This is a genomic window from Pseudonocardia charpentierae, assembly GCF_031845345.1.
GTDB lineage: Bacteria > Actinomycetota > Actinomycetes > Mycobacteriales > Pseudonocardiaceae > Pseudonocardia > Pseudonocardia charpentierae.
Genome location: NZ_JAVREJ010000011.1, coordinates 135276 through 159305 on the forward strand (window position 1 = coordinate 135276; position 24030 = coordinate 159305).

Below are 24030 nucleotides of genomic sequence, written 5' to 3' on the forward strand. Positions count from 1 at the left end.
GTGGACCCGGGCGACAGCCGGTTCGCCCGGCTGAGAATGTCGGTGGCCCTCGTTAGCCTCACCGTCGTGAGCACCGACACCGACCCCCGCGAGCGGCACGCGAGGCTGGCTGCCGAGGTGGCCGACCACCAGTTCCGCTACTACGTGCTCGACGCGCCGATCGTCTCCGACGGGCAGTTCGACACGCTGTGGCGCGAGCTGGTGGAGCTCGAGGAGAAACATCCGGAGCTGTCGACGCCCGACTCGCCCACGCAGAAGGTCGGCAGCAAGTTCTCCACGGACTTCACGGCGCACGACCACCTGGAGCGGATGCTCAGCCTCGACAACGCGTTCTCCCCGGACGAGATGCGCGCCTGGGCGGAGCGGGTCGCGCGCGAGGTCGGCGAGGTGTCGTACCTCTGTGAGCTGAAGATCGACGGGCTCGCGGTGAACCTGCTCTACGAGAACGGCGTGCTCACCCGCGCTCTGACCCGTGGCGACGGCCGCACCGGCGAAGACATCACGCTGAACATGCGCACTCTCGAGGAGGTCCCCGAGCGGCTCACCGGCACGGCCGAGTTCCCGGTGCCCGAGCTGGTCGAGGTGCGGGGCGAGGTGTACTTCCGGCTGGCCGACTTCGAGGCGCTCAACGCGTCGCTGGTCGAGGCCGGGAAGCCGCCGTTCGCGAATCCGCGCAACACCGCTGCGGGTTCGCTGCGCCAGAAGGACCCGCGCGTCACCGGGTCGCGGCACCTGCGGCTGATCTGCCACGGGCTCGGCAAGCGGATCGGGTTCGACCCGCGGCGCCAGTCGGAGGCCTACGCGGCCCTGCGGACGTGGGGGCTGCCGGTGTCGGACCGCACGGTGGTCCGCCACGGCGTCGGCGAGGTGCTCGAGCACGTCACGTACTGGGGCGAGCACCGCCACGACATCGAGCACGAGATCGACGGCGTGGTGGTGAAGGTGGACGAGGTGGCGCTGCAGCGCCGGCTCGGCGCCACGTCCCGCGCGCCCCGCTGGGCGATCGCCTACAAGTACCCGCCCGAGGAGGCCACCACGAAGCTCCTCGACATCCGGGTGAACGTCGGCCGCACCGGGCGGGTCACGCCGTTCGCGTTCATGGAGCCGGTCACCGTGTCGGGCTCGACGGTGTCGCTCGCGACCCTGCACAACGCGGACGAGGTGCGGCGCAAGGGCGTGCTGATCGGCGACCGCGTGGTGATCCGCAAGGCCGGCGACGTCATCCCGGAGGTGCTCGGGCCGGTGGTCGACGCCCGCGACGGCACCGAGCGCGCGTTCGTGATGCCCACCCACTGTCCGGAGTGCGGCACGGCGCTGGCCCGGCAGAAGGCCGGCGACGTCGACCTGCGCTGTCCGAACGCGCGCTCGTGTCCCGCGCAGCTGCGTGAGCGGCTGTTCCACCTCGCAGGCCGCGGGGCGTTCGACATCGAGGTGCTGGGCTACGAGGCGGCGACGGCCCTGCTGACCTCGGGGGTGTTGCAGGACGAGGGCGACGTCTTCGCCCTGACCGAAGACGACCTGCTCCGCGTCGAGCTGTTCCGCACCAAGGCGGGCGCGCTGTCGGCGAACGGGCGCAAGCTGCTCGACAACCTCGACTCCGCCAAGGACCGGCCGCTGTGGCGGGTGCTGGTGGCGTTGTCGATCCGGCACGTGGGGCCGACGGCCGCACAGGCGCTGGCGCGGGAGTTCGGCTCGCTGGACGTGATCGAGGCGGCGGCGGAGCAGGCGGCGCGCGACACCGAGGCGGCGGGAGTGGCGCTCACGTCGGACGGCGCGGCGGGGGAGCCGGACTCAGCCGAGGACGGCGACGTCCCCGCCCCGAGTTCAGAGACCGCATCGGTGACAGCTGTCGCCGGCCCGGACGAGACGGCCGTCGGGGATGCCGCCGCTGCCGAGGCCGAGCGGGCCGCCGCGGAGGAGGCCGAGGCAGACGCTCGAGCCGCCGCCGAGGCCAAGGTCGCCCGCGACGCGGTCCGCGCCCGGACCAGGGCCGTCGCCGCCGCGCTGGCCCCGATCGCCTCCGTCGACGGGGTGGGCCCCACGATCGCCGCGGCGGTACGCGACTGGTTCGCCGTCGACTGGCACCGCGACGTCGTCGCGCGCTGGCGGGCGGCCGGCGTGCGGATGGTCGACGAGGTCGACACCTCCGTGCCGCGCACCCTCGAGGGCCTCTCGATCGTCGTCACCGGCTCGATGGAGGGCTTCTCCCGCGACGAGGCGAAGGAGGCGATCATGTCGCGCGGGGGCCGGGCGGCGGGATCGGTGTCGAAGAAGACGGCGTTCGTCGTCGCGGGCGACGCGCCGGGGTCGAAATACGACAAGGCGCTCGAGCTGGGTGTCCCCCTCCTCGACGAATCGGGCTTCCGCGTCCTGCTCGAGCGCGGGCCCGAGGCGGCGCGGGAGGTGGCCACAATCGGCGGTTGACAGAGCCGTGACCCAAGAGCCTGTGATTACAGGCCGTGTCGATCTTCGGGTGTCGCGCTTGGCGGTTAGTCTTGTCGTGTCAGGGTGACGGGGCGGACCGGAAGGACGGTGTGCGGTGCTGCAGGCGGCGCTCAACGGCTCGCGTCCGGAGGACGCGCACCCGGCGCTCCCGGTGCAGGCCCGCCACCTCGCCCGCGACGCACGCGCCGTCGCCCGCCTCGGCATCACCTCCGTGCACGTGCACCCGCGAGGGCCCGACACCCTCGAGACCCTCGAACCCGTGCACGTCGGCGACGCCGTCGCGGCGATCCGCACGGAGGTTCCGTCGATGGAGATCGGCGTCACCACCGGCCGCTGGATCCAGCCCGATCCCCGCCTGCGGATCGAGGCCGTGCTCGCATGGGGCCGACTCGGCCTGGCCAAGCCCGACTTCTGCTCGGTGAACGTGCACGAACTGGGCTGGGTCGAGATCTGCAACGCGGCCGCGTCGGTCGGGATCGGCGTCGAGCTCGGCGTGTGGACGAGCGGCGACGCGGTCACGCTGCGTAAGAAGGGGATCCCGCCGATGACGACGCGGGTGCTCGCCGAGTCGACGGTGACGGACCCGGACACCGCCGTCGCCGAGTCGGTCCGGATCCTGCGGGCGCTGGGCAAGCTGTCGGTCCCGGTCCTCCTGCACGGCGAGGAGGGCGGCGCCTGGCCGGTGCTGGAGTACGCACTGCGCACCAAACAGGACACCCGCATCGGCTTCGAAGACGTGCTCCAGCGGCCCGACGGCTGGCTCGCCACCGGCAACGACGACCTCGTGAGGGCCGCGCAACAGATCAGAGTCTGAGCGACACTGCACGACGCGCCGGGCGCGCAGACACCTGCCGGATGCAGGGGGCGTACCCAGAAAGCCTGCAACTAATTTTGGTGTTTGCAACGGAACTCGCCCGCTTGGCGTGGTTCGCGGCGTGGCAATCCGTCGGTCCGCTCAAATACCGTGAGTGGCATGGTGCATTGGCGGGAGATCGGAAGCCGCGCGGCGGCGCGGGCGCGCGATGTCGCGAACCTGCTGACCACGCCGCTGCTGCCCGACGACATCCTGGGCACGCTCAATCCCGTCTGGTCGACCACCGAGCCGGCCGGTCGGGTCGTCGCGGTGCGTCGGGAGACCGCCGACACCAGCACGCTGCTCATCCAGACCGGACCGCGCCGCCAGAGGCACCGGCCCGGCCAGTACGTCGGCGTCGGCACCCGGCTCGACGGGGTGTGGCACTGGCGCACGTACTCGGCGACGTCGCGGCCCGACGACCGCCTGCTCGCCGTCACCGTGACCGCGATCCCGGGCGGGACCGTCTCGGGAGCGCTGGCCCACGCGACGCCCGTGGGCACCGTGCTGCGGCTCGGCCCGCCGGCTGGCGAGTTCGTGCTGCCCGAGCCGGTGCCCGAGAAGCTGCTGTTCGTCACCGCCGGTAGCGGCATCACCCCTGTGATGGGGATGCTGCGCCATCTCGCGGCGACCCGGCCGGACTCACTCGCCGGTGCCGTCGCCGTGCACTGCGACCGGACCGCGGAGGACGTCGTCTTCGGGGCGGAACTGCGGGCACTCGCCTCGGCGACCGGGATGCGGCTCGTCGAGCGGCACACCGCCCTCGACGGGCGACTGACCCCGGACGCCCTGACCTGCCTCGTGCCCGACTGGGCCGCGCGGAAGACCTGGGCGTGCGGTCCGGCAGGTCTGCTCGACGACCTGGGCGACTGGTGGGACCGCCACGGCGATGCGGACGTGCTGCACGTCGAGCGGTTCGTCGCCCCCCGCCCGGCCGCGGGAGCCGGCACCGGCGGCCGGGTCCGCTTCACCACCAGCAAGGTCGAGACCGAGGCGGCTCCCGGCGAGCCGCTGATGCTTGCCGGCGAGACCGCGGGGGCGCTGCTGCCCAACGGCTGCCGCATGGGCATCTGTCACACCTGCGTCGGGCGCCTGCTGTCGGGCGCCGTGACCAACCTGCACACCGGCGAGCTCCACGACACCCCCGGGGAACCGGTGCGGACCTGCGTGTCGGGCGCAGCCGGCGACGTCGAAATCGAACTGTAGAGATCTAGGAGACAGCGAGACACCGTGGCCACTCTCACCGCAGACCATCTGACCGACGAGCAGATCGAGGCGCTCGGCGCCGAGCTCGACGCGCTGCGCGCCGAGGTCGTCGCGAGCCTGGGCGAGCGCGACGCCCGCTACATCCACAAGGTGATCAGGACGCAGCGCGCCCTCGAGGTGAGCGCCCGCGGCCTGTTGCTCTTCGCGAAGTTCCCGCCGGCGTGGATCGCGGGAACAGCGGCGCTGTCGGTGGCCAAGATCCTGGAGAACATGGAGCTGGGCCACAACATCATGCACGGCCAGTGGGACTGGATGCGCGACCCGAAGATCCACTCCACGACGTGGGAGTGGGACCACGCCTGCGCGTCCGAGGGCTGGAAGAAGTCGCACAACTTCGAGCACCACACGTACACGAACGTGCTGGGCAAGGACCGCGACCTCGGCTACTCGATCATGCGCGTCTCGGCCGACCAGGAGTGGCACCCCGCCCACCTGATGCAGCCGGTGTACAACCAGCTGCTCGCGGCGTTTTTCGAGTGGGGTGTGGCGTTCTACGACCTCGAGTTCGACCTTGTCGCAGAGGGCAAGAAGTCCAAGGCGGCCTTCAGGGCCGACGCCATGCGCCTGTGGCGCAAGGCCCGCCGCCAGCTGGCGAAGGACTTCATCCTCTACCCGGCGATGTCCGGTCCCAAGGGGTTCCTGGCGAGCGCCGCCGCGAGCCTGGTGGCCAACACCGTGCGCAACTTCTGGGCGCACGCTGTGATCTTCTGCGGGCACTTCCCGGAGGGCGTCGAGACCTTCCCCGAGGAGCAGCTCGAGGGCGAGACCCGCGGCCAGTGGTACGTGCGGCAGATGATGGGGTCGGCGAACCTCTCGGGCGGCCCGGTCTTCCACACCATGACCGGCAACCTGAGCCACCAGATCGAGCACCACATCTTCCCGGACATCCCGAGCAACCGGTACGTGGAGATCGCGCCGCGGGTTCGCGAGATCTGCAAGCGCTACGGGCTGAACTACACCACCGGCCCGTTGACGAAGCAGTACGGCACCGTGCTGCGCAAGATCTCCCGCTACGCGCTGCCGCGCCGCGCGGAGCAGCGCGCAGCACTGGCGCACCGGACCCGCTCGATCGCGGCGCTGCCGGTGCGCTCCGAGATCCCGGAGACCCAGCAGCCGGTCCGTCTGGCGGGCTGAGGCTCGCGGACCCGCTCTCCTGGATCAGGAGGGCGGGTCCGTCGCGTCCGGGGGTGCCGGGTGGGTCATCCGCAGCGCGATCGCGACCTCCAGCCGCGCCCCCGGGTCGTCCAGCGCGTCGCCGAACACCTCGCGCAGCGCCGCCAGCCGGTACCGCACCGTCTGCGGGTGCACGTGGAGGGTCGCGGCCGCCACCGAGACGTCGCCGTGGGCGTCCAGCCAGGCCCGTAGCGTCTGCTCGCCCCGGGCTCCTGCCCCCGCCGGCAGGGCGTGCAGCGGGGCCAGCGCGTGTTCGCACAGCTCCGCGGCCAGCTCCGGCTCGGCGGCCAGCAGCAGTGCCAGCAGGTGCTCGTCCGCCCGGATCAGACCGGCCTGCGCCCTGCCCAGCAGGCCGGCGACGTGCAAGGGCCACGCGGCCTGGGCGCGGGCGACGGACCGGCTCGCCCGGGCCAGCTCGACCACCGGCCCGAGCACCGCGGGCCGATCGCGCACCGCGATCGTCACCCGGTCCTGCCAGGCGGTGCGACCAGGCACGGGGCGTTCCGGCACGGGCACGAGCGCGACCCCCACCGGGTCCAGGTTCGCGCCGATGGCGCCCGGCAGGCGCGCCGCGACCGCCACGGCCTCCTCGACGACCAGCGCGACCAGCCGCTCGGGCAGCCGCCAGGCGGCGGCCGCTGCCACCCGCTCCACCTCGGCGACGGGCGCGGACGGCTGCCGGGCAAGCAGCTCGACGAGGGCGTGCCGGCGGGTCTGCACCGATCCGGCGTTGCGCGCGTCCTCGTACGCCCACCCCGCCACCGACGCGGCCCCCAGCTGCTCGACGTAGGTGAACAGCGCCTCGGCCAGCGCGAAGATCACTTCCGGGGGCAGCTGCCGGGCGGCGGGGCTGCCCGCGATCCGCCGCCACGCCGTCCGGGTGCCGACCTGGTAGGCCGACTGCAGGGCCGCGAGCGTCCGCCCCTCGCGGTGCTCGAGCTGGCCCAGGGCGCGGTAGACCCGCAGATCACCGGGAGCGGCGTCGACGCCGAGCAGGTCGACGAACTGGTTGAGCGCCACCGAGACGCCCTCGGTGATCCGCCGGCCGAAGCGTCCTTCCAACGGCCGTGCGTACTCCGGCACGCCGGCCCGCACCGCCGCGATGATCTCCTCGGTCGCGCCGAGGAGCTCGGGACGCAGCGCGGGGCCGACCCAGTCGGGCACCCTCGCCCACGGTCGGTCCATCAGCTCTCCGTGAGCACCGTCGCGATGATCCCGGTCAGGTGCGTGAGGCGGGCCAGCTCGGACGGGCGGAACGCGGGGCCTCCGGGGCGGCCGACGACCAGCGCCCGCGGTGCCAGCCCCAGCGGAGCGGCGGCCAGTTCGGTGTCCAGCGCCGTCCAGGGAGTGGGCACCCACTGCACCTCGGGGTCGATCACCACCGTGCGTTCCAGCGGCAGCCACGGCAGGTCCGCCGCCACCGTCTCCGGCGCGGCCGTGCTCTGGGCGAGCCGGTACGACCGGGTGCCCTCCCGGACCACGACGATCGCCCACCCGGCCCGGAAGATCCGCGGCACGCCCTCGGCGAGCAGCGGGAGCCCCTCCTTGGGGTCGTTGGTGATCTCCTCGATCAGCGCCAGCTCGCGCGCGGTGTCCAGGCGCCCGGAGTGCGGCCGGACCGACTCGACCTCGACGCCGGGGACCGACTCGGCAGCGGTGATCAGCACGTCGGGCGGGCGCCCGGAGGGCAGCTCCACGGCCAGGTCGTCGACGGCGTGGCCGTCGGCCCGCTCGACGACGTCGACGCCCAGGATGTCTGCGCCCGCATTGCCGAGCGCGGTCGCCACGGCTCCCAGGCTGCCCGGCTTGTCCGGTAGGACCACCCGCAGCAGGAACGACACGCGGCACACCCTCTCGATGAGATCGACGAGGCCCTCCGGCCTCCGAACGCCGCGTGCCCCGCCGTGCGCGTCGGCACGGCTGCTGCGGCGGAACTGCCGATTCTGTCAGGCGCAGGCGCCCCGGATGCAACAGCAGCGTGACGGTCACCGCACCGAGAGTCGATCATGCCCTGCTGACAGCGGCCGTGGGGAGGTCTGCGAGGCGCGTCCGCCTCCGCGCCTAGGCTGTAGTGACGGGCGCCCTTCCGGTGCCCGCAACGTCCGTAGGAGGGACATGTCCGCCGACTCCCCGGGCACGATCAGCCGGGACGAGGTCGCGCACCTCGCCCGGCTCGCCCGGCTCGCCGTCACCGACCGTGAGCTCGACCTGTTCGCCGGCCAGCTCGACGTCATCCTCGGCGCCGTCGCGCGCGTCGGCGAGGTCGCCCGTCCTGGGTCCGATTCAGGCGACATCCCGCCGACGTCGCACGCCGTGCCGCTGGTGAACGTCTTCCGCCCGGACGAGCGCCGCCCCGGCCTCACGCAGGAGCAGGCCCTGGCCTGTGCGCCCGCCGCCGAGGACGGCCGCTTCCGCGTGCCGCAGATCCTGGGGGAGGAGGCCTGATGGAGCTCACCCGTCTCTCCGCCGCAGCGTTGGCCGAGAAGATCCACTCGCGGGAGGTCTCGGCGGTCGAGGCCGCCCAGGCGCACCTGGACCGGATCGCCGCCGTCGACGGCACGGTGCACGCCTTCCTGCACGTCGCCGGCGAGGCGGCGCTCGAGTCGGCATCGCTGGTCGACGCCGCGCTCGACGCCGGCACTCCGCCCGCCTCCCCGCTGGCCGGAGTCCCGCTCGCGCTCAAGGACGTGTTCACCACGTCCGACATGCCCACCACCTGCGGATCGAAGATCCTCGAAGGCTGGCGGCCGCCCTACGACGCCACGGTCACGGCGCGGCTGCGCGCCGCCGGGATCACGATCCTGGGCAAGACGAACATGGACGAGTTCGCGATGGGCTCGTCCACCGAGTACTCGGCCTACGGCCCCACCCGCAACCCGTGGGACACCACCCGCATCCCGGGCGGCTCCGGTGGCGGTTCGGCCGCGGCCCTCGCGGCCTTCGAGGCGCCGCTGGCCATCGGGACGGACACCGGCGGCTCGATCCGCCAGCCCGCCGCGATGACCGGAACGGTCGGCGTGAAGCCCACCTACGGCGGCGTCTCCCGCTACGGCCTCGTCGCCTGCGCGTCATCGCTGGACCAGGGCGGTCCCTGCGCCCGGACGGTGCTCGACGCCGCGCTGCTCCACGAGATCATCGGCGGCTACGACCCGCTCGACTCCACGTCGATCAACGCGCCGGTGCCCTCGGTCGTCGAGGCGGTGCGCGCCGGGGCGTCGGGCGACCTGAGCGGCGTCCGGGTCGGTGTGGTCCGGGAGCTCGGCGGCGAGGGCTACCAGCCGGGCGTCGAGCGGGCGTACCGCGCGGCCGTCGAGCGGCTGGAGAAGTTGGGCGCCGAGGTCGTCGAGGTCAGCTGCCCGCACTTCGAGTACGGGCTGGCCGCGTACTACCTGATCCTGCCGAGCGAGGTGTCGAGCAACCTCGCCCGGTTCGACGCCATGCGCTACGGCCTGCGCGTCGCGGGCGGCGCCTCGGCCGAGGAGGTCATGGCGCTCACCCGCGAGGCCGGGTTCGGCCCCGAGGTCAAGCGGCGGATCATCCTCGGCACGTACGCGCTCTCGTCGGGCTACTACGACGCCTACTACGGCCAGGCGCAGAAGGTCCGCACCCTGATCGCCCGCGACTTCGCCGCGGCATTCGAGCAGGCCGACGTGCTGGTCTCGCCCACGGCGCCCACCACGGCGTTCCCGATGGGCGACAAGGTGGACGACCCGCTGGCCATGTACCTCAACGACCTCGCGACGATCCCGACGAACCTCGCCGGCATTGCCGCGATGTCGGTGCCGTGCGGGCTCGCCGAGGAGGACGGGTTGCCGGCCGGGCTGCAGATCATGGCCCCGGCCCTGGGCGAGGCGCAGATGTACCGGGTCGGTGCGGCGTACGAGGCCGCGCGCGACGCCGACGACGACACCCCGCTGATCCAGCGGGTGCCCGCACTGGAGGTCTCCCGATGAGCGCGCCGACGTTGGTCGACTTCGCCGAGGTCGTCGAGCGCTTCGACCCCGTGCTCGGGCTCGAGGTGCACGTCGAGCTGTCGACGAACAGCAAGATGTTCTGCGGTTGCCCGACGGAGTTCGGCGCCGAGCCGAACACCCAGGTCTGCCCGATCTGCCTGGGTCTTCCCGGCTCGCTGCCGGTGGTGAACCGCGTCGCGGTCGAGTCGGCGATGCGCATCGGGCTGGCGCTGAACTGCACGATCGCCCCGTGGGGCCGCTTCGCGCGGAAGAACTACTTCTACCCGGACATGCCGAAGAACTTCCAGACCAGCCAGTACGACGAGCCGATCGCCGTGAACGGCTGGCTGGACGTCCCGCTGGACGACGGCACCACTGTGCGCGTGGAGATCGAGCGCGCCCACATGGAGGAGGACACCGGGAAGTCGCTGCACGTCGGCGGCGCCACCGGGCGTATCCACGGCGCGGAGTACTCGCTGCTCGACTACAACCGCGCGGGCGTCCCGTTGATTGAGATCGTCACGAAGATGATCCCAGGGACGCGGGAGCGTGCGCCCGAGGTCGCCCGGGCCTACGTGACGGCGCTGCGCGACCTGCTGCGCGCGCTCGGCGTGTCGGACGTGCGGATGGACCAGGGCTCGCTGCGCTGCGACGTGAACCTGTCGCTCTCGCCGCGCGGCTCCGGCGTGCTCGGCACCCGCTCCGAGACCAAGAACGTGAACTCGCTGCGGTCGGTCGAGCGGGCGGTCCGGTACGAGATGTCGCGGCAGGCCGGCGTGCTGCTGGCGGGCGAGAAGGTCGTCCAGGAGACCCGGCACTTCGAGGAGGCCACGAGCACCACGCGCGCAGGCCGCCGCAAGGAGACCGCCGAGGACTACCGGTACTTCCCGGAGCCCGACCTCGTGCCGATCGCGCCGTCCGCGGAGTGGGTGGAGGAGCTGCGCGCCACGCTGCCGGAGCTCCCGTGGGCGCGGCGCGCCCGGATCAAGGCCGAGTGGGACCTGAGCGACGCGGAGCTGCGCGACCTGGTTAACGCGGGTGCGCTGGACCTGATCGCGGACACGGTCGCGGCAGGCGCATCGCCCGCCGAGGCCCGGTCGTGGTGGGTCTCGTACCTCGCCCAGGAGGCGAACGTCCGCGGTGTCGAGCTGGTCGGCCTGCCGATCTCCCCGGAGCAGGTGGCGCGGGTGGCCGCGCTGGTGGCGTCGGGGCAGCTGACGAACAAGCTCGCGCGCCAGGTCGTCGACGGCGTGCTGGCCGGGGAGGGCGCACCGGACGAGGTCGTCGAGAGCCGTGGCCTCAAGGTCGTGTCGGACGACGGCGCCCTGGTCACCGCGGTGGACGAGGCCCTGGCCGCGCAGCCGGACATCGCGGAGAAGATCCGCGGCGGGAAGGTCGCGGCGGCGGGGGCGATCGTCGGCGCGGTGATGAAGGCGACGAGGGGCCAGGCGGACGCCAAGCGCGTCCGCGAACTGGTGATCGAGCGCTGCTCCTAGCGCCGGGCACGTCCCGACCGACGTAGCGAAAGCGGCTTTCGGTGCGTTGAGTGCACCGAACGCCGCTTTCGCTACATCCGGTCAGGGGCGCGGCGGGTCGGCGAAGTCGTCCGGCGAGACGTCGGACAGGAACTCGCGCATCTCCTGCACCTGCTCCTCCGGCGGCGCGGCTCCGCCGTCCGGGAAGAGCTCCGCGACCGGCTGACCGACCTCGTCGAGGATCTCCTCCGCCATCGCGATCGGCAGGCCCTCGCGTACCGCCACGGCCAGGGCGTCGCTCGGCAGCACGGGGACGCGGACGTCGCCGTCGCACACCAGAACCGCCTCGAAGACGCCGTCGGTCAGGGAGGTGACCTCCGCGCCGTCCACCGTGTGCCCCAGCCCGCGCAGCAGCGGGATCACGACGTCCTGGGGGAGCAGCGGGTCGGTCCCGCTGCGGCGGCCGAGCGCGATGACGTCGGCCTGGGCGCGGCGCAGGAACACCGGGACGCACCGGCCCCCGCCTTCTCCCGGATCGGCCTCACCGAGCAGCAGCACCGGCTCGCGCGTCCGCCCGTGGACGACCAGCCGGAGCACGCGCATGGCCCGCATCCCGGCAGTGTCGTCCCGCGACGCCCCGGGCGGCGATCTCACATTGAGACGAAGGCTCGTGGTGCCTGGAAGGCCACCTTCCTGACGCCTGGTGACATGAAGGTGGCCTTCCAGGCACGCCGGCGCGGGGCCTACTGCCGCGACTCGCCCCCGCCCGCCGGCGGCTGGATGCGGATCACCCGGTCGTCGCTCGGCACGACCTTTCCGCTCGAACCCTTGTTCGTGGTGCCCAGCCACAGCAGTCCGTCCGGCGCCGTCGCGGCCGCCGCCAGGCGCCCGTACCGGTTCGCCAGGAGGGTCTCCGGGGCGCCGGTGAACGTGCCGTTGTCGTCGGGACGCAGCACGAACACCGAGCGGGCCACCGTCTGCGCCACCAGTAGCAGCCCGGGCTGCGCCACGCACCCCGCGACGCCGGGCCGGTCCGGCCAGGACCAGGCCGGGTCGCCGAGCACGCCCGGCGTCGCCCGGTAGAGCACGTCCCGGGAGCCGGGATGGTCGGTGATCCAGATCGCGCTGCCGTCCGTGCAGACCCCGCCCGGGGCACGCAGGCCGGAGCTGAAGATCGGCGACGCCGGGTCCGGGTTGTCCGAGGCGGGCCGGCCGAGCGTGTCGATCCGGAGCAGCTTCCCGGCCAGCGACCCGGCGTCCGCGGTGAGCCCGGCCGAGCCGGTGGCGATCAGCAGCGCATTGCGGCGGTCGGTCGCCAGCGCACCCCCGTTGTCCCGGGGCCCGCGCGGGATCCCGGTCAGGACCGGCTTCGGCTCCTCACCCGGTGCCAGGCGCAGCACCCGGTTGTCCTCGGCCGTAGTGGCGTAGGCGTAGACCAGCCGGTCTTCGGCGTAGCCGGGGGAGAGCACCAGACCGGTCAGCCCGCCACCTCCGCTCGCGTCGACCGGCACGGTCGTCACCAGCACCGGATCCATCCCGCGCTGCACCCGCAGCACCCGGCCGGTGGTCCGCTCCGCGACGAGGGCGGTCCGCGCGTCCGGCAGCACCGCCACCGCGGATATCGGGGAGAGGCAGGTGGCCACCACCTGCAGGTCGGGGTCGTCGCACCCCGTCGGCTCCGGGGTCGTGGACGGGTCGGCGTCCTGCGGGGAGCCCTGCTCCTCGCTGGGAGGACCGGGGTCGGGGACGAGCGGCGGGCCGCCCAGCTCGCCCGCCCCCTCGACCTTCTCGCGCCAGTCGCGAGGGCCGGCGTCGGGGAAGGTGGCGCAGCTCGTCAGCGCGAGGGCGAGCGCCACCCCCGCGACCGCGCGCCGCACCCGTCCGATCATCGACCCCCACGCTAGGGCGGGGCGGGTGAGCGGCCGGTGAGTAACGTGCGGTCATGGCTCGGCGCTGAATGGATCGGACCCGACACGGCTGACCCGGCGACACACCGTCCAACCTGGTCGAAGACGGGTACTAGGGTCCGCAGAGCACTAGGGTGGGAACGTGCGGGCGGCGAGGGAGAGCCATGAGTGACCAGCAGACCTCGTTGTTCGACAGCGACCCCGGGGCTTCCGGTTCGGGGTCGGGATTCGGCCTCGGCGGTGCGACCACCCAGCCGCTGGACCGCCCGAAGCGCCGGGAGCTGACCTGGAACCCCAGCGCCGACCTCGGGCTGCTCCTGCTCCGCTTCGCCGTCGGCGGCGTGTTCTTCGCGCACGGCATGCAGCACGTGTTCGGGCTGTGGGGCGGTGTCGGGATGACCGGCCTCCGCAACGCGCTGACGGCCTTCGGGTTCCGCAACGTCAACGTCCTGGCATGGGTCACGGCGCTGACCGAGCTGGTGGGCGGCGCCGCCGTCGTCCTCGGGCTGTTCACACCGCTGGCCGCCGCCGGCCTGCTGGCTCTGATGATCAACGCGGTGCTGCTCAAGGCGGTCAACGGGTTCTTCATCGCCGGTCCGCCCGGGGCGGCCTCGGTCGAGCTGGAGGTCGTGCTCGGGCTCGGGGCCGCCGCACTGGTGCTGACCGGCGCGGGCCGCGTCGCCCTGGAGAACGGCCGCACCTGGAACCGCCGCCCCGCCCCGTGGGGCGTGCTCTTCCTGATCATCGGTGTCGCCGCGGCGCTGGCGGTGTACTTCCTGCTCCGCCAGCGCTGAGGTCGTCCTTTACGGGACGCGCCGGACGGCGCCCGTGTGCGCGCTCGTCGCCAGTGCCGCGTAGGCGCGCAGCGCCTTCGACACCGGGCGGTCGCGGTCGCGCGGCTGCCACGGCCGCTCCGACGCCTCCATCTTCGCCCGCCGCTCGGCCAGCACCTCGTCGTCGACCTGCAGTTCGATCAGGCGCTGGTGGACGTCGAGCACGATGTGGTCGCCGTCCTCGATGAGGCCGATCACGCCGCCTGCGGCCGCCTCGGGGGAGATGTGACCCACCGAGATGCCCGACGAGCCGCCGGAGAACCGGCCGTCCGTGATCAACGCGCAGACCTTGCCCATCCCGGTGCCCTTCATGAACGCCGTCGGGTGCAGCATTTCCTGCATCCCCGGTCCGCCGGACGGGCCCTCGTAGCGGATCACCAGCACGTCGCCGGGCTGGACCTGCTTGCCGAGGATGACCTCGACGGCCTGCTCCTGGCTCTCGACGACCCGCGCCGGGCCCTCGAAGTGCCACAGCTCCTCGGGGATGCCCGCGGACTTGATGATCGCGCCGTCGGGGGCGATGTTGCCGCGCAGCACGGCCAGGCCGCCCTCGACGGTGTAGGCGTGCGCCACGTCGTGGATGCAGCCCTCGGCGGCGTCGGTGTCGAGCGACGACCAGCGGTTCTCCGTCGAGAACGCCTCGGTCGTGCGCACGCCGCCCGGCGCCGCGTGGAACAGCTCGACGGCCGTCTCGGACGGCGCGGCGGCGCGGACGTCCCACTCGCCGAGCCACGCCTCGATCGAGGGGGAGTGCACGGTGTGCACGCCCTCGTTCAGCAGGCCGGCCCGCCACAGCTCGCCGAGGATCGCGGGGATCCCGCCGGCGCGGTGCACGTCTTCCATGTGGAAGTCGCCGTTCGGGGCCACCTTGCTCAGGCAGGGGACCCGTCGGGAGACGGCATCGATCGCGGCGAGGTCGAAGTCGATCTCGCCCTCCTGCGCCGCGGCCAGGATGTGCAGCACGGTGTTCGTGGAGCCGCCCATCGCGACGTCGAGCGCCATCGCGTTCTCGAACGCGTCTCGCGTGGCGATGTTGCGGGGGAGCGCCGAGGCGTCGTCGTGGTCGTACCAGCGGCGGCACAGGGCCATGACCGTGCGCCCGGCCTCCAGAAACAGCTCGCGGCGCGCGGCGTGCGTGGCCAGCGTCGAGCCGTTGCCCGGCAGGGCCAGCCCGAGGGCCTCGGTGAGGCAGTTCATCGAGTTGGCGGTGAACATGCCGGAGCACGACCCGCAGGTCGGGCACGCGGAGCGCTCGACCACGGAGAGCCCGGCGTCGTCGACCTGCGACGACGCCGACGCGGAGATCGCGGTGATGAGGTCGGTCGGGGCGTGGGCGACGCCGTCGACGACCACGGCCTTGCCGGCCTCCATCGGGCCGCCGGAGACGAAGACCGTGGGGATGTTGAGCCGCATGGCGGCGTTGAGCATGCCTGGCGTGATCTTGTCGCAGTTCGAGATGCACACGAGTGCGTCGGCCGCGTGCCCGTTGACCATGTACTCGACGGCGTCCGCGATCACCTCGCGCGACGGCAGCGAGTAGAGCATCCCGCCGTGCCCCATCGCGATGCCGTCGTCGACGGCGATCGTGTGGAACTCCCGCGGCACCCCGCCCGCCTCCCGGATCGCCCCGGCGACGAGATCGCCCATGTTCTTGAGGTGCACGTGACCGGGCACGAACTGGGTGTAGGAGTTCGCGATCGCGACGATGGGGCGACCGAAGTCGTCGTCGCCCATGCCGGTGGCGCGCCAGAGGGCGCGGGCTCCGGCGGCGTTGCGGCCGTGGGTGGTCACGCGGGAACGAAGGGCCGGCACGTCGGTCTCCAGCCGGTCAGGCAGCCGCCGGGAGCCGCTGCGAGGGTGGCCCGGACGGCACGGGTCGACGCCACGGTCCCGTCCGAGGTTGATCGCCGTCCACGGTACGCGCCGGTCACGCGCGAGTCAGGACATACCGACTCGTGCACTCACTCTGCCGCGGGGTCCGGCACCCGGCCGCCGCTGGCCACCGCGAGCTGGTGCAGGTCACGCGTGTGGACGGCCGGGAGCGCGACCTCACCGCCCCCGGTCAACACCGCGTGCACCCCGTCGCGGCGGTCGACCCGCAGGCCGCCGACCGCGTCCCACGGAACGCGCCGACCGCCGACGAGCCGTCGCACCCGGAGCCCGTCGGCGTCGACGACCGTGCGGGTGCGCAGCGTCCACGCGACGACGGCCAGGGGCACCAGGTAGATCAGCCACAGGTACGGGCCGTTGAAGGCGACGGGGATCGCGCACACCGACAGGAACAGGGCGAACAGGACCATGAGCGGGGAGACGCGGAACACGGCGCGCGGCGTGGCGGGAGAGCTCACCGCTTCATGGTGCCGCGTACCTGGACGGACGGCACCTCCGTCGCGCGTGCGGTGTCCCAGCATCCGGGCAACGCCTCCCACTGGTTTGACGCTGGCCCGAGACGGACGTTAACCTCCGCGTCATGTCCGTCCGCGGTTTCCTCGTACTTCCCAGGCGCGTCGACGCCTGAGGACGTCCCCCGTCGACGCGCCACCCTCGTTCCGCCGCATCCGGCGGTCGAGGGTTTTTTTCTGCCCGGACCCCTACTCGATCCTGAAGCCGAGGCCAGCCCCATGACCACCGCAACGCCCCGCCCGGTCCCCGGACCGCCGAAACCGGCGCCGCCACCGCGCACCGACCCGGGGCGCACCGACACCGCGCACACCGACTCCGGGCACGCCGATTCCGGCCACGCCGACCCCGTGCGTATCGAGGAGGAGGGGGTGACCGGCGCCCAGTCGCTGGTGCGCTCGCTCGAGGAGGCCGGCTGCGAGGTGGTCTTCGGGATCCCCGGCGGCGCCATCCTGCCGGCCTACGACCCGCTCCTGGACTCCACGAGGGTCCGGCACGTCCTCGTCCGCCACGAGCAGGGCGCAGGACACGCGGCGACGGGCTACGCGCAGGCCAACGGCAAGGTCGGGGTCTGCATGGCGACGTCCGGGCCGGGGGCGACCAACCTCATCACCCCGCTCGCCGACGCGCACATGGACTCGGTGCCGGTCGTCGCGATCACCGGGCAGGTCGCCCGCCCGCTGATCGGCACGGACGCGTTCCAGGAGGCCGACATCACCGGCATCACCATGCCGGTGACCAAGCACAACATGCTGGTGACCGACGCCGCGGAGATCCCGCGGGCGATCGCCGAGGCGTTCCACCTGGCGTCGACGGGCCGACCGGGCCCGGTGCTGGTGGACATCTCCAAGGACGCGCTGCAGGCGAAGACGACCTTCACCTGGCCCCCGGAGCTGCGCCTGCCCGGCTACCGGCCGACGACCCGGCCGCACGGCAAGCAGATCCGCGAGGCCGCCAAGCTGATCACCGCCGCCCAGCGGCCCGTGCTGTACGTGGGCGGCGGCGTGCTCAAGGCGGAGGCCTGTGCGGAGCTGCTGGCGCTCGCCGAGCTGACCAACATCCCGGTCGTCACCACGCTGATGGCACTGGGTGCGTTCCCCGACAGCCACCCCCAGCACGTCGGGATGCCCGGCATGCACGGCAAGGTCTCGGCGGTCGGCGCGCTGCAGAAGGCCGACCTGCTGATCGCGCTCGGCGCGCGGTTCGACGACCGGGTGACCGGGCAGCTCTCCACCTTCGCGCCCGGCGCGAAGATCGTGCACGCCGACATCGACCCGGCCGAGATCGGCAAGAACCGCCGGGCGGACGTCCCGATCGTGGGCGACTGCAAGGAGGTCCTGATCGACCTGCTGACCGCCGTCGCGGCCGAGCGGGAGCGCGGCACCGCGGACCTGTCCGCGTGGTGGACGCAGCTCCACTCCTGGCGGGACACCTACCCCCTGGGCTACGACTGGCCCGACGACGGGTCGCTGTCCCCGCAGTACGTCATCCAGCGGATCGGGAAGATCGCCGGACCCGACGCGATCTACGCGGCGGGCGTCGGCCAGCACCAGATGTGGGCCGCGCAGTTCATCGGCTACGAGAAGCCGCGCACCTGGCTCAACTCGGGCGGCCTGGGCACGATGGGCTACGCGGTGCCCGCCGCGATGGGCGCCAAGGTCGCGTGCCCGGACTCGGTGGTCTGGGCCATCGACGGCGACGGCTGCTTCCAGATGACCAACCAGGAGCTCGCCACCTGCGCGATCGAGGGCATCCCGATCAAGGTGGCCGTGATCAACAACGGGAACCTGGGCATGGTCCGGCAGTGGCAGAACCTGTTCTACGGGGAGCGCTACTCCCAGACCGACCTCGGCACGCACAAGCACCGCATCCCCGACTTCCTGCTGCTGGCCGAGGCCATGGGCTGTGTGGGGCTGCGGGCGGAGTCGCGTGACGAGGTGGACAAGACGATCCGCGACGCGATGGCGATCAACGACCGGCCGGTCGTCGTCGACTTCGTGGTGGGACCGGACGCGCAGGTGTGGCCGATGGTGGCGGCCGGTACCGGGAACGACGAGCTGATGGCCGCGCGCAGCATCCGGCCGCTCTTCGACGGCGACGAGCTGGTCGCGGACGTCGACACCGAGTCGGCCGTCACCGCGCAGGTCAACGCGCAGTCTTCCCGGAACGATCAGGCGCAGGAGGAGGCGCGATGATGGAGAAGCACACGCTCTCGGTGCTCGTCGAGGACAAGCCCGGCGTGCTCGCCCGCGTCTCCGGGCTGTTCTCCCGCCGCGGGTTCAACATCGCGTCGCTCGCGGTCGGCCCCACCGAGCAGGTGGGCGTCTCGCGGATGACCATCGTCGTCTCCGTCGAGGACTTCCCCCTCGAGCAGGTGACCAAGCAGCTCAACAAGCTCGTGCACGTCATCAAGATCGTCGAGCTCGAGCCGACCCAGTCGGTGCAGCGCGAGCTGCTGCTGGTGAAGGTGCGCGCCGACGCGACGGTGCGCAGCCAGGTGCTCGAGACCGTCCAGCTGTTCCGCGCCAAGGTCGTCGACGTCTCGCCCGAGTCGCTGACGGTCGAGGCCACCGGCACGTCGGACAAGATCACAGCACTGCTGCGCATGCTCGAGCCCTACGGCATCCGCGAGATGGTGCAGTCCGGCATGGTCGCCGTAGGCCGCGGGCCCCGCTCCATCACGGCCACCGCCGTCCGCTAGACACTCCCTGAATCTTCTGCGAGAGGACGCACCACCTGCCATGAGCGTGAACATCTACTACGACGACGACGCCGACCTGTCGATCATCCAGGGCCGCAAGGTCGCGGTGATCGGCTACGGCAGCCAGGGCCACGCGCACGCGCTCTCGCTGCGCGACTCCGGCGTCGACGTCCGGATCGGCCTGCCCGAAGGCTCGAAGAGCCGCGCCAAGGCCGCCGACGAGGGCCTGCGGGTGGTGACGCCGGCGGAGGCCTCCGCCGAGGCCGACCTGATCATGATCCTCGCGCCGGACACCGCGCAGCGGCACATCTACGCCGAGTCGATCGCCCCGAACCTCAAGAGCGGCGACGCGATCTTCTTCGGGCACGGCTTCAACATCCGCTACGGCCTGATCACGCCGCCGAAGGACGTCGACGTGGCGATGGTGGCCCCGAAGGGCCCCGGCCACCTCGTGCGCCGGCAGTTCGTCGACGGCAAGGGCGTGCCCTGCCTGATCGCGGTGGAGCAGGACCCGACGGGCGGCGCCAAGGCCCTCGCCCTGTCCTACGCCGCGGCCATCGGCGGCGCCCGCGCGGGCGTCATCGAGACCACGTTCACCGAGGAGACCGAGACCGACCTCTTCGGCGAGCAGGCCGTGCTCTGCGGCGGCATGGCGGCGCTGGTGCAGACCGGTTTCGAGGTGCTGACCGAGGCGGGTTACGCCCCGGAGATCGCGTACTTCGAGTGCCTGCACGAGCTCAAGCTGATCGTCGACCTCATGTACGAGGGCGGCATCGCGAACGAGCGGTTCTCGATCTCCGACACCGCCGAGTACGGCGACCTCACCCGCGGCCCGCGCGTGGTGAACGCCGCGACCAAGGCGGAGATGAAGAAGATCCTGGGCGAGATCCAGGACGGCACGTTCGCGAACGAGTGGGTGGCCGAGGACGACAACGGCCGCCCGACCTTCACGAAGCTGCAGCGCGAGGGCCAGGAGCACCCCATCGAGCAGGTGGGCGAGAAGCTCCGCGGACTCATGAGCTGGGTGGGCACGAAGGCGAAGTAGGCGCCGGTCCCTGCTCGTTGTGTCTGGAAGGCCACCTTCACGGCGTCTCGCGTCCTGAAGGTGGCCTTCCTGACATCCCGGGCGACTGACTACAGGGCGCCCTCCGGGGTCGCGCCCACGACCTCGACCCCGTTCATCGTGATGTGGTCGATCTCCGCCAGGTCCGCCCCGTCGAGCTCGATGTCGACCGCGGCGAGGCTGCGCTCGATGTTGCGGTGCGACCGCGCCCCCACGATCGCCACGTCGACCTCCGGTTGCGCCAGCACCCAGGCGATCGCGAGCTGGCTCACCTCGCAGCCCTTGTGCGCGGCGAACTTCTTGAGCTCTTCGACGACCCGCAGGTTGGTCCGGAGGTTCTCCCCGGTGAACGCCGACGCCTGCGAGCGCCAGTCGTCGGCGTCGAAGGTCGTGTCTTCGGTCATCGTGCCGGTCAGCAGGCCGGAGCCCAGCGGGCTGTAGACGAGCACGCCGATGTCGCGGGGCCCCACGTAGGGCCAGATCGTCTCCTCCGCGTCGGACCGGCGGAAGAGGTGGTAGGGCGGCTGGAGGGTCTCGACGGGCCGCCCGCGCTCGAACGCCTCCATCTGCGGCACGTCGAAGTTGGAGACGCCGACGTGGCGCAGCTTCCCCTCGTCGACCATCTCCTGCAGATAACCGGCCGTGTCCTCGAACGGGGTCTGCTCGTCGGGCCAGTGGACCTGGTAGAGGTCGATGTAGTCGATGTTCATCGCCCGCAGGCTCGACTCCACACCGGCGCGCAGGAACTCCCGGCTCGAGTTCCGGGAGCGTTCGGCCCCCGGATCGATCCCGCCCTTCGTCGCGATCACGATCTCGTCGCGGCGGCTGTCGAGCTCGCTGCGCAGCGCGTCACCGAGGATCCGCTCCGCGGCGCCGTCGCCGTAGCCCTGCGCGGTGTCGAAGAAGTTGACACCCAGCTCGTGGGCGTAGCGGATGGCCGACTGCGCGGCGTCGACATCCACGGAGCCCCAGTCGCCACCGAACGACCACGTGCCGAACGCGATCCGTGAGACCTGCAGGCCGGACCTACCCAACGTCGTCATCCTCATGGCGCGAGTGTCGGGAACCGGTCCGGCATGCGCCACCCGAGCGGCCCCGCAGGTGCCTCGGAGCCGCCAACTACCATCGGGACCAGACCACTGTCCCCGATCCTGGAGAACTGCGTGAGCACCGCCGTCCGCCGCCCTGTCGTCCTCCTCGCAGAGAAGCTGGCGCCGTCCGCGGTCGCACTGCTCGGCGACGACGTCGAGATCCGCCACGTCGACGGGACGGACCGACCGGCCCTGCTCGCCGCGCTCGCCGATGCGGACGCCCTGCTCGTCCGCTCGGCCACCAAGGTCGACGCCGAGGCGCTGGCGGCCGCCAACCGTTTGAAGGTCGTCGCCCGCGCCGGCGTGGGCCTGGACAACGTGGACGTGCCCGCCTCGACGGCCCGCGGCGTGATGGTCGTCAACGCCCCGACGTCGAACATCGTCTCCGCGGCCGAGCATGCGATCGCCCTGCTGCTGGCCACCGCCCGGCACATCCCGGCGGCCGACGCGAGCCTGCGGATGGGCCAGTGGAAGCGCAGCGCGTACACCGGCGTCGAGCTCAACGGCAAGACCGTCGGTGTCGTCGGCCTCGGCAAGATCGGCCAGCTCGTGGCGCAGCGCCTGGCCGCGTTCGACGTCCGGCTGGTCGCCTACGACCCGTACGTCTCGCCCGCCCGCGCCGCCCAGCTCGGCATCGAGCTGATGAGCCTGGACGACCTGTTGCGCCAGGCCGACATGATCTCGATCCACCTGCCCAAGACGCCCGAGACCCTCGGCCTCATCGGCAAGGACCAGCTCGCGCTGACCAAGCCCGGCGTGCTGATCGTCAACGCCGCCCGTGGCGGTCTGGTCGACGAGGAGGCGCTCGCGGAGGCCGTCCGCAGCGGGCACGTCGGCGGGGCCGGCATCGACGTCTACGTCACCGAGCCCACCACGTCCAGCCCGCTCTTCGAGCTGCCGCAGATCGTCGTCACCCCGCACCTCGGCGCGTCGACGGACGAGGCCCAGGACCGGGCCGGCACGGACGTCGCCCGCTCGGTGCAGCTCGCCCTCGCGGGTGAGTTCGTGCCCGACGCGGTGAACGTGCAGATCACCGGTGTCGTGGGCGAGGAGGTGCGGCCGTGGCTGCCGCTCACCCAGAAGCTCGGCACGGTGCTGCACGCGTTGGCCGGACGGGTGCCCAGCTCGGTGACCGTCGTGGTCTCGGGCGAGCTCGCCGCCGACGACGTCTCGGTGCTGCCGCTCGCGGCGCTGCGCGGCGTGTTCACCCACGTGGTGGATGAGCAGGTCACGTTCGTGAACGTGCCGGCGCTCGCCGCGGAGCGGGGTGTCGGTGTCGAGCTGACCACCGTCCCGGAGAGCGAGAACTACCGGAGCGTCGTCCAGTTGCGCGCCGCGATGCCGGACGGCGAGGCGATCACCGTCTCCGGCGCGCTGACCGGCCGGTCCCAGGTGGAGAAGCTGGTGGAGGTCAACGGCCGGCACTTCGACCTGCGCGCCGAGGGCGAGGTCATCGTGCTCGAGTACGCCGACCGGCCGGGCGTCATGGGCCGTGTCGGCTCGCTGCTGGGCGAGGCCGCGGTGAACATCGAGGCGGCCCAGATCAGCCAGACCACCGACGGCACGGACGCGATCATGCTGCTCCGCGTGGACCGCGCCGTCGATCCCGGTGTGCTCGAGCCGATCGGCGCGTCCATCGGCGCGCGCACCACGCGGCTCGTCTCGTTCGACTGAGCCACCCGAGGAACCACCCGGCCGGATTACCACGGTCGGGTGGCCGCCGGGGTTCGCGCGTCGTTGCACGGAGTAGCGTGCGGCAGCGCTGTTGCGAACAGGGTTGTGTTGAGCTGATTGAAGTGCAGAGAGGAACGAGGGCATGCGCCTTGCGGTAATCCCGGGCGACGGCATCGGGCCGGAGGTCATCGACGAGGCGCTGAAGGTGCTCACCGAGGTGGTTCCGGACATCGCGACCACCACCTACGACCTGGGCGCCGCGCGGTGGCACTCCACCGGCGAGCTGCTGCCGGAGTCGGTGCTCACGGAGCTGCGCGACCACGACGCGATCCTGCTCGGCGCGGTGGGCGACCCGTCGGTGCCCAGCGGCATCCTCGAGCGCGGCCTGCTGCTGCGGCTGCGCTTCGAACTCGACCACCACGTCAACCTGCGCCCGGCGCGGCTCTACCCCGGAGTGCGCAGCCCGCTCGCCGGCAAGTCGGAGATCGACATGCTGGTGGTGCGCGAGGGCACCGAGGGCCCGTACGCCGGGGTGGGCGGCCACCTGCGCAAGGACAGCCAGCAGGAGATCGCCACCGAGGTCAGCGTGAACACGGCGTACGGCGTCGAGCGGGTGGTGCGCGACGCGTTCTACCGGGCCGAGCGCCGCCCGCGGAAGCACCTCACCCTGGTGCACAAGACGAACGTGCTGACCTACGCCGGTTCGCTGTGGTCACGGCTCGTGGAGGAGGTGTCGCTGGAGTACCCGGAGGTCGCGGTGTCGTACCAGCACATCGACGCCACCACGATCCACCTGGTCACGGACCCGGGCCGGTTCGACGTGATCGTCACCGACAACCTGTTCGGTGACATCCTCACCGACCTCGCGGCCGCGGTGACGGGCGGAATCGGCCTGGCGGCCAGCGGCAACCTCGACGTGAGCCGGAACAACCCGAGCATGTTCGAGCCCGTCCACGGCAGCGCACCGGACATCGCGGGGCAGGGGATCGCCGACCCCACGGCGGCGGTCCTGTCCGTAGCGCTGCTGCTCGACCACCTCGGCCAGACCGAGGAGGCGCGCCGGATCGAGGCCGCGGTGGCGTTCGACCTCGCGACCCGCGACCACCAGGCCACGGGCCACACGCAGTCGATCGGCGACCGGCTGGCGGCGCTGGTGAGCCGGCAGGCGGCCCCGTCCTCGTCCTGACCGGCGCTCC

General features: G+C 72.3%; 20 protein-coding genes. 13 read left to right on the top strand and 7 right to left on the bottom strand.

What is annotated here, in order from left to right; genetic code table 11:
• Positions 1 to 66 precede the first annotated feature (66 nt).
• The 4 genes from ligA to RM445_RS16855 all read left to right on the top strand — a co-directional run bounded on the left by ligA (position 67) and on the right by RM445_RS16855 (position 5698).
• A complete protein-coding gene (gene ligA / locus RM445_RS16840) occupies positions 67 to 2424 on the top strand; it encodes an NAD-dependent DNA ligase LigA (RefSeq protein WP_397469335.1) in 2358 nt (785 codons plus the stop codon).
• 115 nt (positions 2425 to 2539) lie between these two features.
• A complete protein-coding gene (locus RM445_RS16845; protein WP_311557384.1) occupies positions 2540 to 3259 on the top strand; it encodes a 3-keto-5-aminohexanoate cleavage protein in 720 nt (239 codons plus the stop codon).
• A gap of 159 nt (positions 3260 to 3418) precedes the next feature.
• Positions 3419 to 4504: a ferredoxin reductase gene (locus tag RM445_RS16850; protein ID WP_311557386.1), complete on the top strand. Its 1086-nt coding sequence runs from the start codon at positions 3419 to 3421 to the stop codon at positions 4502 to 4504.
• 24 nt (positions 4505 to 4528) lie between these two features.
• Positions 4529 to 5698: a fatty acid desaturase family protein gene (locus tag RM445_RS16855; protein ID WP_311557388.1), complete on the top strand. Its 1170-nt coding sequence runs from the start codon at positions 4529 to 4531 to the stop codon at positions 5696 to 5698.
• A gap of 24 nt (positions 5699 to 5722) precedes the next feature.
• On the opposite strand, the gene RM445_RS16860 is transcribed toward RM445_RS16855, so the two are convergent.
• Positions 5723 to 6922: a helix-turn-helix domain-containing protein gene (locus RM445_RS16860; RefSeq protein ID WP_311557389.1), complete on the bottom strand. Its 1200-nt coding sequence runs from the start codon at positions 6920 to 6922 to the stop codon at positions 5723 to 5725.
• Positions 6922 to 7578, bottom strand: coding sequence for an ACT domain-containing protein (locus RM445_RS16865; RefSeq protein WP_311557391.1), 657 nt, complete (start codon positions 7576 to 7578; stop codon positions 6922 to 6924). The genes RM445_RS16860 and RM445_RS16865 overlap by 1 nt, the downstream gene beginning before the upstream one ends.
• Positions 7579 to 7852: 274 nt before the next feature.
• Between RM445_RS16865 and gatC the strand changes: the two genes are divergently transcribed.
• From gatC to gatB, 3 genes are read left to right on the top strand one after another with little or no spacing between them, the layout of a single operon-like run.
• Positions 7853 to 8182: an Asp-tRNA(Asn)/Glu-tRNA(Gln) amidotransferase subunit GatC gene (gatC, locus tag RM445_RS16870; RefSeq protein WP_311557393.1), complete on the top strand. Its 330-nt coding sequence runs from the start codon at positions 7853 to 7855 to the stop codon at positions 8180 to 8182.
• Complete coding sequence (gene gatA / locus RM445_RS16875; protein ID WP_397469336.1) at positions 8182 to 9690, top strand: Asp-tRNA(Asn)/Glu-tRNA(Gln) amidotransferase subunit GatA; 1509 nt, start codon at positions 8182 to 8184, stop codon at positions 9688 to 9690. The genes gatC and gatA overlap by 1 nt, the downstream gene beginning before the upstream one ends.
• Positions 9687 to 11186, top strand: a complete 1500-nt coding sequence (gene gatB / locus RM445_RS16880) for an Asp-tRNA(Asn)/Glu-tRNA(Gln) amidotransferase subunit GatB (protein ID WP_311557395.1) — start codon at positions 9687 to 9689, stop codon at positions 11184 to 11186. The genes gatA and gatB overlap by 4 nt, the downstream gene beginning before the upstream one ends.
• 81 nt (positions 11187 to 11267) lie before the next feature.
• On the opposite strand, the gene RM445_RS16885 is transcribed toward gatB, so the two are convergent.
• Positions 11268 to 11777: a bifunctional nuclease family protein gene (locus RM445_RS16885; protein ID WP_311557397.1), complete on the bottom strand. Its 510-nt coding sequence runs from the start codon at positions 11775 to 11777 to the stop codon at positions 11268 to 11270.
• Positions 11778 to 11908: 131 nt separating this feature from the next.
• Complete coding sequence (locus RM445_RS16890) at positions 11909 to 13054, bottom strand: PQQ-dependent sugar dehydrogenase (RefSeq protein WP_311557399.1); 1146 nt, start codon at positions 13052 to 13054, stop codon at positions 11909 to 11911.
• Positions 13055 to 13236: 182 nt separating this feature from the next.
• Between RM445_RS16890 and RM445_RS16895 the strand changes: the two genes are divergently transcribed.
• Positions 13237 to 13866 (top strand): DoxX family protein, encoded by a 630-nt coding sequence (locus RM445_RS16895; protein WP_311557400.1) that lies wholly within the window; start codon positions 13237 to 13239, stop codon positions 13864 to 13866.
• A gap of 9 nt (positions 13867 to 13875) precedes the next feature.
• Here the strand turns inward: RM445_RS16895 and ilvD are convergent, their stop codons facing one another.
• Together ilvD and RM445_RS16905 are read right to left on the bottom strand one after the other, a co-directional pair.
• Positions 13876 to 15717, bottom strand: a complete 1842-nt coding sequence (gene ilvD, locus RM445_RS16900; RefSeq protein ID WP_311557402.1) for a dihydroxy-acid dehydratase — start codon at positions 15715 to 15717, stop codon at positions 13876 to 13878.
• Between the two features lie 149 nt (positions 15718 to 15866).
• Positions 15867 to 16253, bottom strand: a complete 387-nt coding sequence (locus RM445_RS16905; RefSeq protein ID WP_311557403.1) for a PH domain-containing protein — start codon at positions 16251 to 16253, stop codon at positions 15867 to 15869.
• A gap of 273 nt (positions 16254 to 16526) precedes the next feature.
• On the opposite strand from RM445_RS16905, the gene RM445_RS16910 reads away from it, so the two are divergent.
• The 3 genes from RM445_RS16910 to ilvC are packed head-to-tail and all read left to right on the top strand — an operon-like array spanning position 16527 to position 20051.
• Positions 16527 to 18500, top strand: coding sequence for an acetolactate synthase large subunit (locus RM445_RS16910; RefSeq protein WP_311557404.1), 1974 nt, complete (start codon positions 16527 to 16529; stop codon positions 18498 to 18500).
• On the top strand, positions 18500 to 19006 hold the full coding sequence (gene ilvN / locus RM445_RS16915) for an acetolactate synthase small subunit (RefSeq protein ID WP_311557491.1): 507 nt from the start codon (positions 18500 to 18502) through the stop codon (positions 19004 to 19006). The genes RM445_RS16910 and ilvN overlap by 1 nt, the downstream gene beginning before the upstream one ends.
• 40 nt (positions 19007 to 19046) lie before the next feature.
• On the top strand, positions 19047 to 20051 hold the full coding sequence (gene ilvC / locus RM445_RS16920; protein ID WP_311557406.1) for a ketol-acid reductoisomerase: 1005 nt from the start codon (positions 19047 to 19049) through the stop codon (positions 20049 to 20051).
• Between the two features lie 89 nt (positions 20052 to 20140).
• Here the strand turns inward: ilvC and RM445_RS16925 are convergent, their stop codons facing one another.
• On the bottom strand, positions 20141 to 21118 hold the full coding sequence (locus RM445_RS16925) for an aldo/keto reductase (protein ID WP_311557408.1): 978 nt from the start codon (positions 21116 to 21118) through the stop codon (positions 20141 to 20143).
• Positions 21119 to 21232: 114 nt separating this feature from the next.
• On the opposite strand from RM445_RS16925, the gene serA reads away from it, so the two are divergent.
• Entirely contained in the window at positions 21233 to 22834 is a 1602-nt protein-coding gene (gene serA, locus RM445_RS16930; protein ID WP_311557410.1) for a phosphoglycerate dehydrogenase, read from the top strand.
• A 142-nt stretch (positions 22835 to 22976) separates the two neighbouring features.
• Positions 22977 to 24020, top strand: a complete 1044-nt coding sequence (locus RM445_RS16935; protein ID WP_311557411.1) for a 3-isopropylmalate dehydrogenase — start codon at positions 22977 to 22979, stop codon at positions 24018 to 24020.
• Positions 24021 to 24030: the final 10 nt, after the last annotated feature.

Coding starts and splice junctions, on each gene's coding strand:
- gatC (WP_311557393.1), top strand. CDS start 7,853: ATGTCCGCCGACTCCCCGGGCACGATCAGCCGGGACGAGGTCGCGCAC.
- gatB (WP_311557395.1), top strand. CDS start 9,687: ATGAGCGCGCCGACGTTGGTCGACTTCGCCGAGGTCGTCGAGCGCTTC.
- ilvN (WP_311557491.1), top strand. CDS start 18,500: ATGGAGAAGCACACGCTCTCGGTGCTCGTCGAGGACAAGCCCGGCGTG.
- RM445_RS16925 (WP_311557408.1), bottom strand. CDS start 21,118: ATGAGGATGACGACGTTGGGTAGGTCCGGCCTGCAGGTCTCACGGATC.
- RM445_RS16890 (WP_311557399.1), bottom strand. CDS start 13,054: ATGATCGGACGGGTGCGGCGCGCGGTCGCGGGGGTGGCGCTCGCCCTC.
- gatA (WP_397469336.1), top strand. CDS start 8,182: ATGGAGCTCACCCGTCTCTCCGCCGCAGCGTTGGCCGAGAAGATCCAC.
- RM445_RS16885 (WP_311557397.1), bottom strand. CDS start 11,777: ATGCGGGCCATGCGCGTGCTCCGGCTGGTCGTCCACGGGCGGACGCGC.
- RM445_RS16910 (WP_311557404.1), top strand. CDS start 16,527: ATGACCACCGCAACGCCCCGCCCGGTCCCCGGACCGCCGAAACCGGCG.
- RM445_RS16850 (WP_311557386.1), top strand. CDS start 3,419: ATGGTGCATTGGCGGGAGATCGGAAGCCGCGCGGCGGCGCGGGCGCGC.
- ilvC (WP_311557406.1), top strand. CDS start 19,047: ATGAGCGTGAACATCTACTACGACGACGACGCCGACCTGTCGATCATC.
- RM445_RS16895 (WP_311557400.1), top strand. CDS start 13,237: ATGAGTGACCAGCAGACCTCGTTGTTCGACAGCGACCCCGGGGCTTCC.
- RM445_RS16860 (WP_311557389.1), bottom strand. CDS start 6,922: ATGGACCGACCGTGGGCGAGGGTGCCCGACTGGGTCGGCCCCGCGCTG.
- RM445_RS16935 (WP_311557411.1), top strand. CDS start 22,977: ATGCGCCTTGCGGTAATCCCGGGCGACGGCATCGGGCCGGAGGTCATC.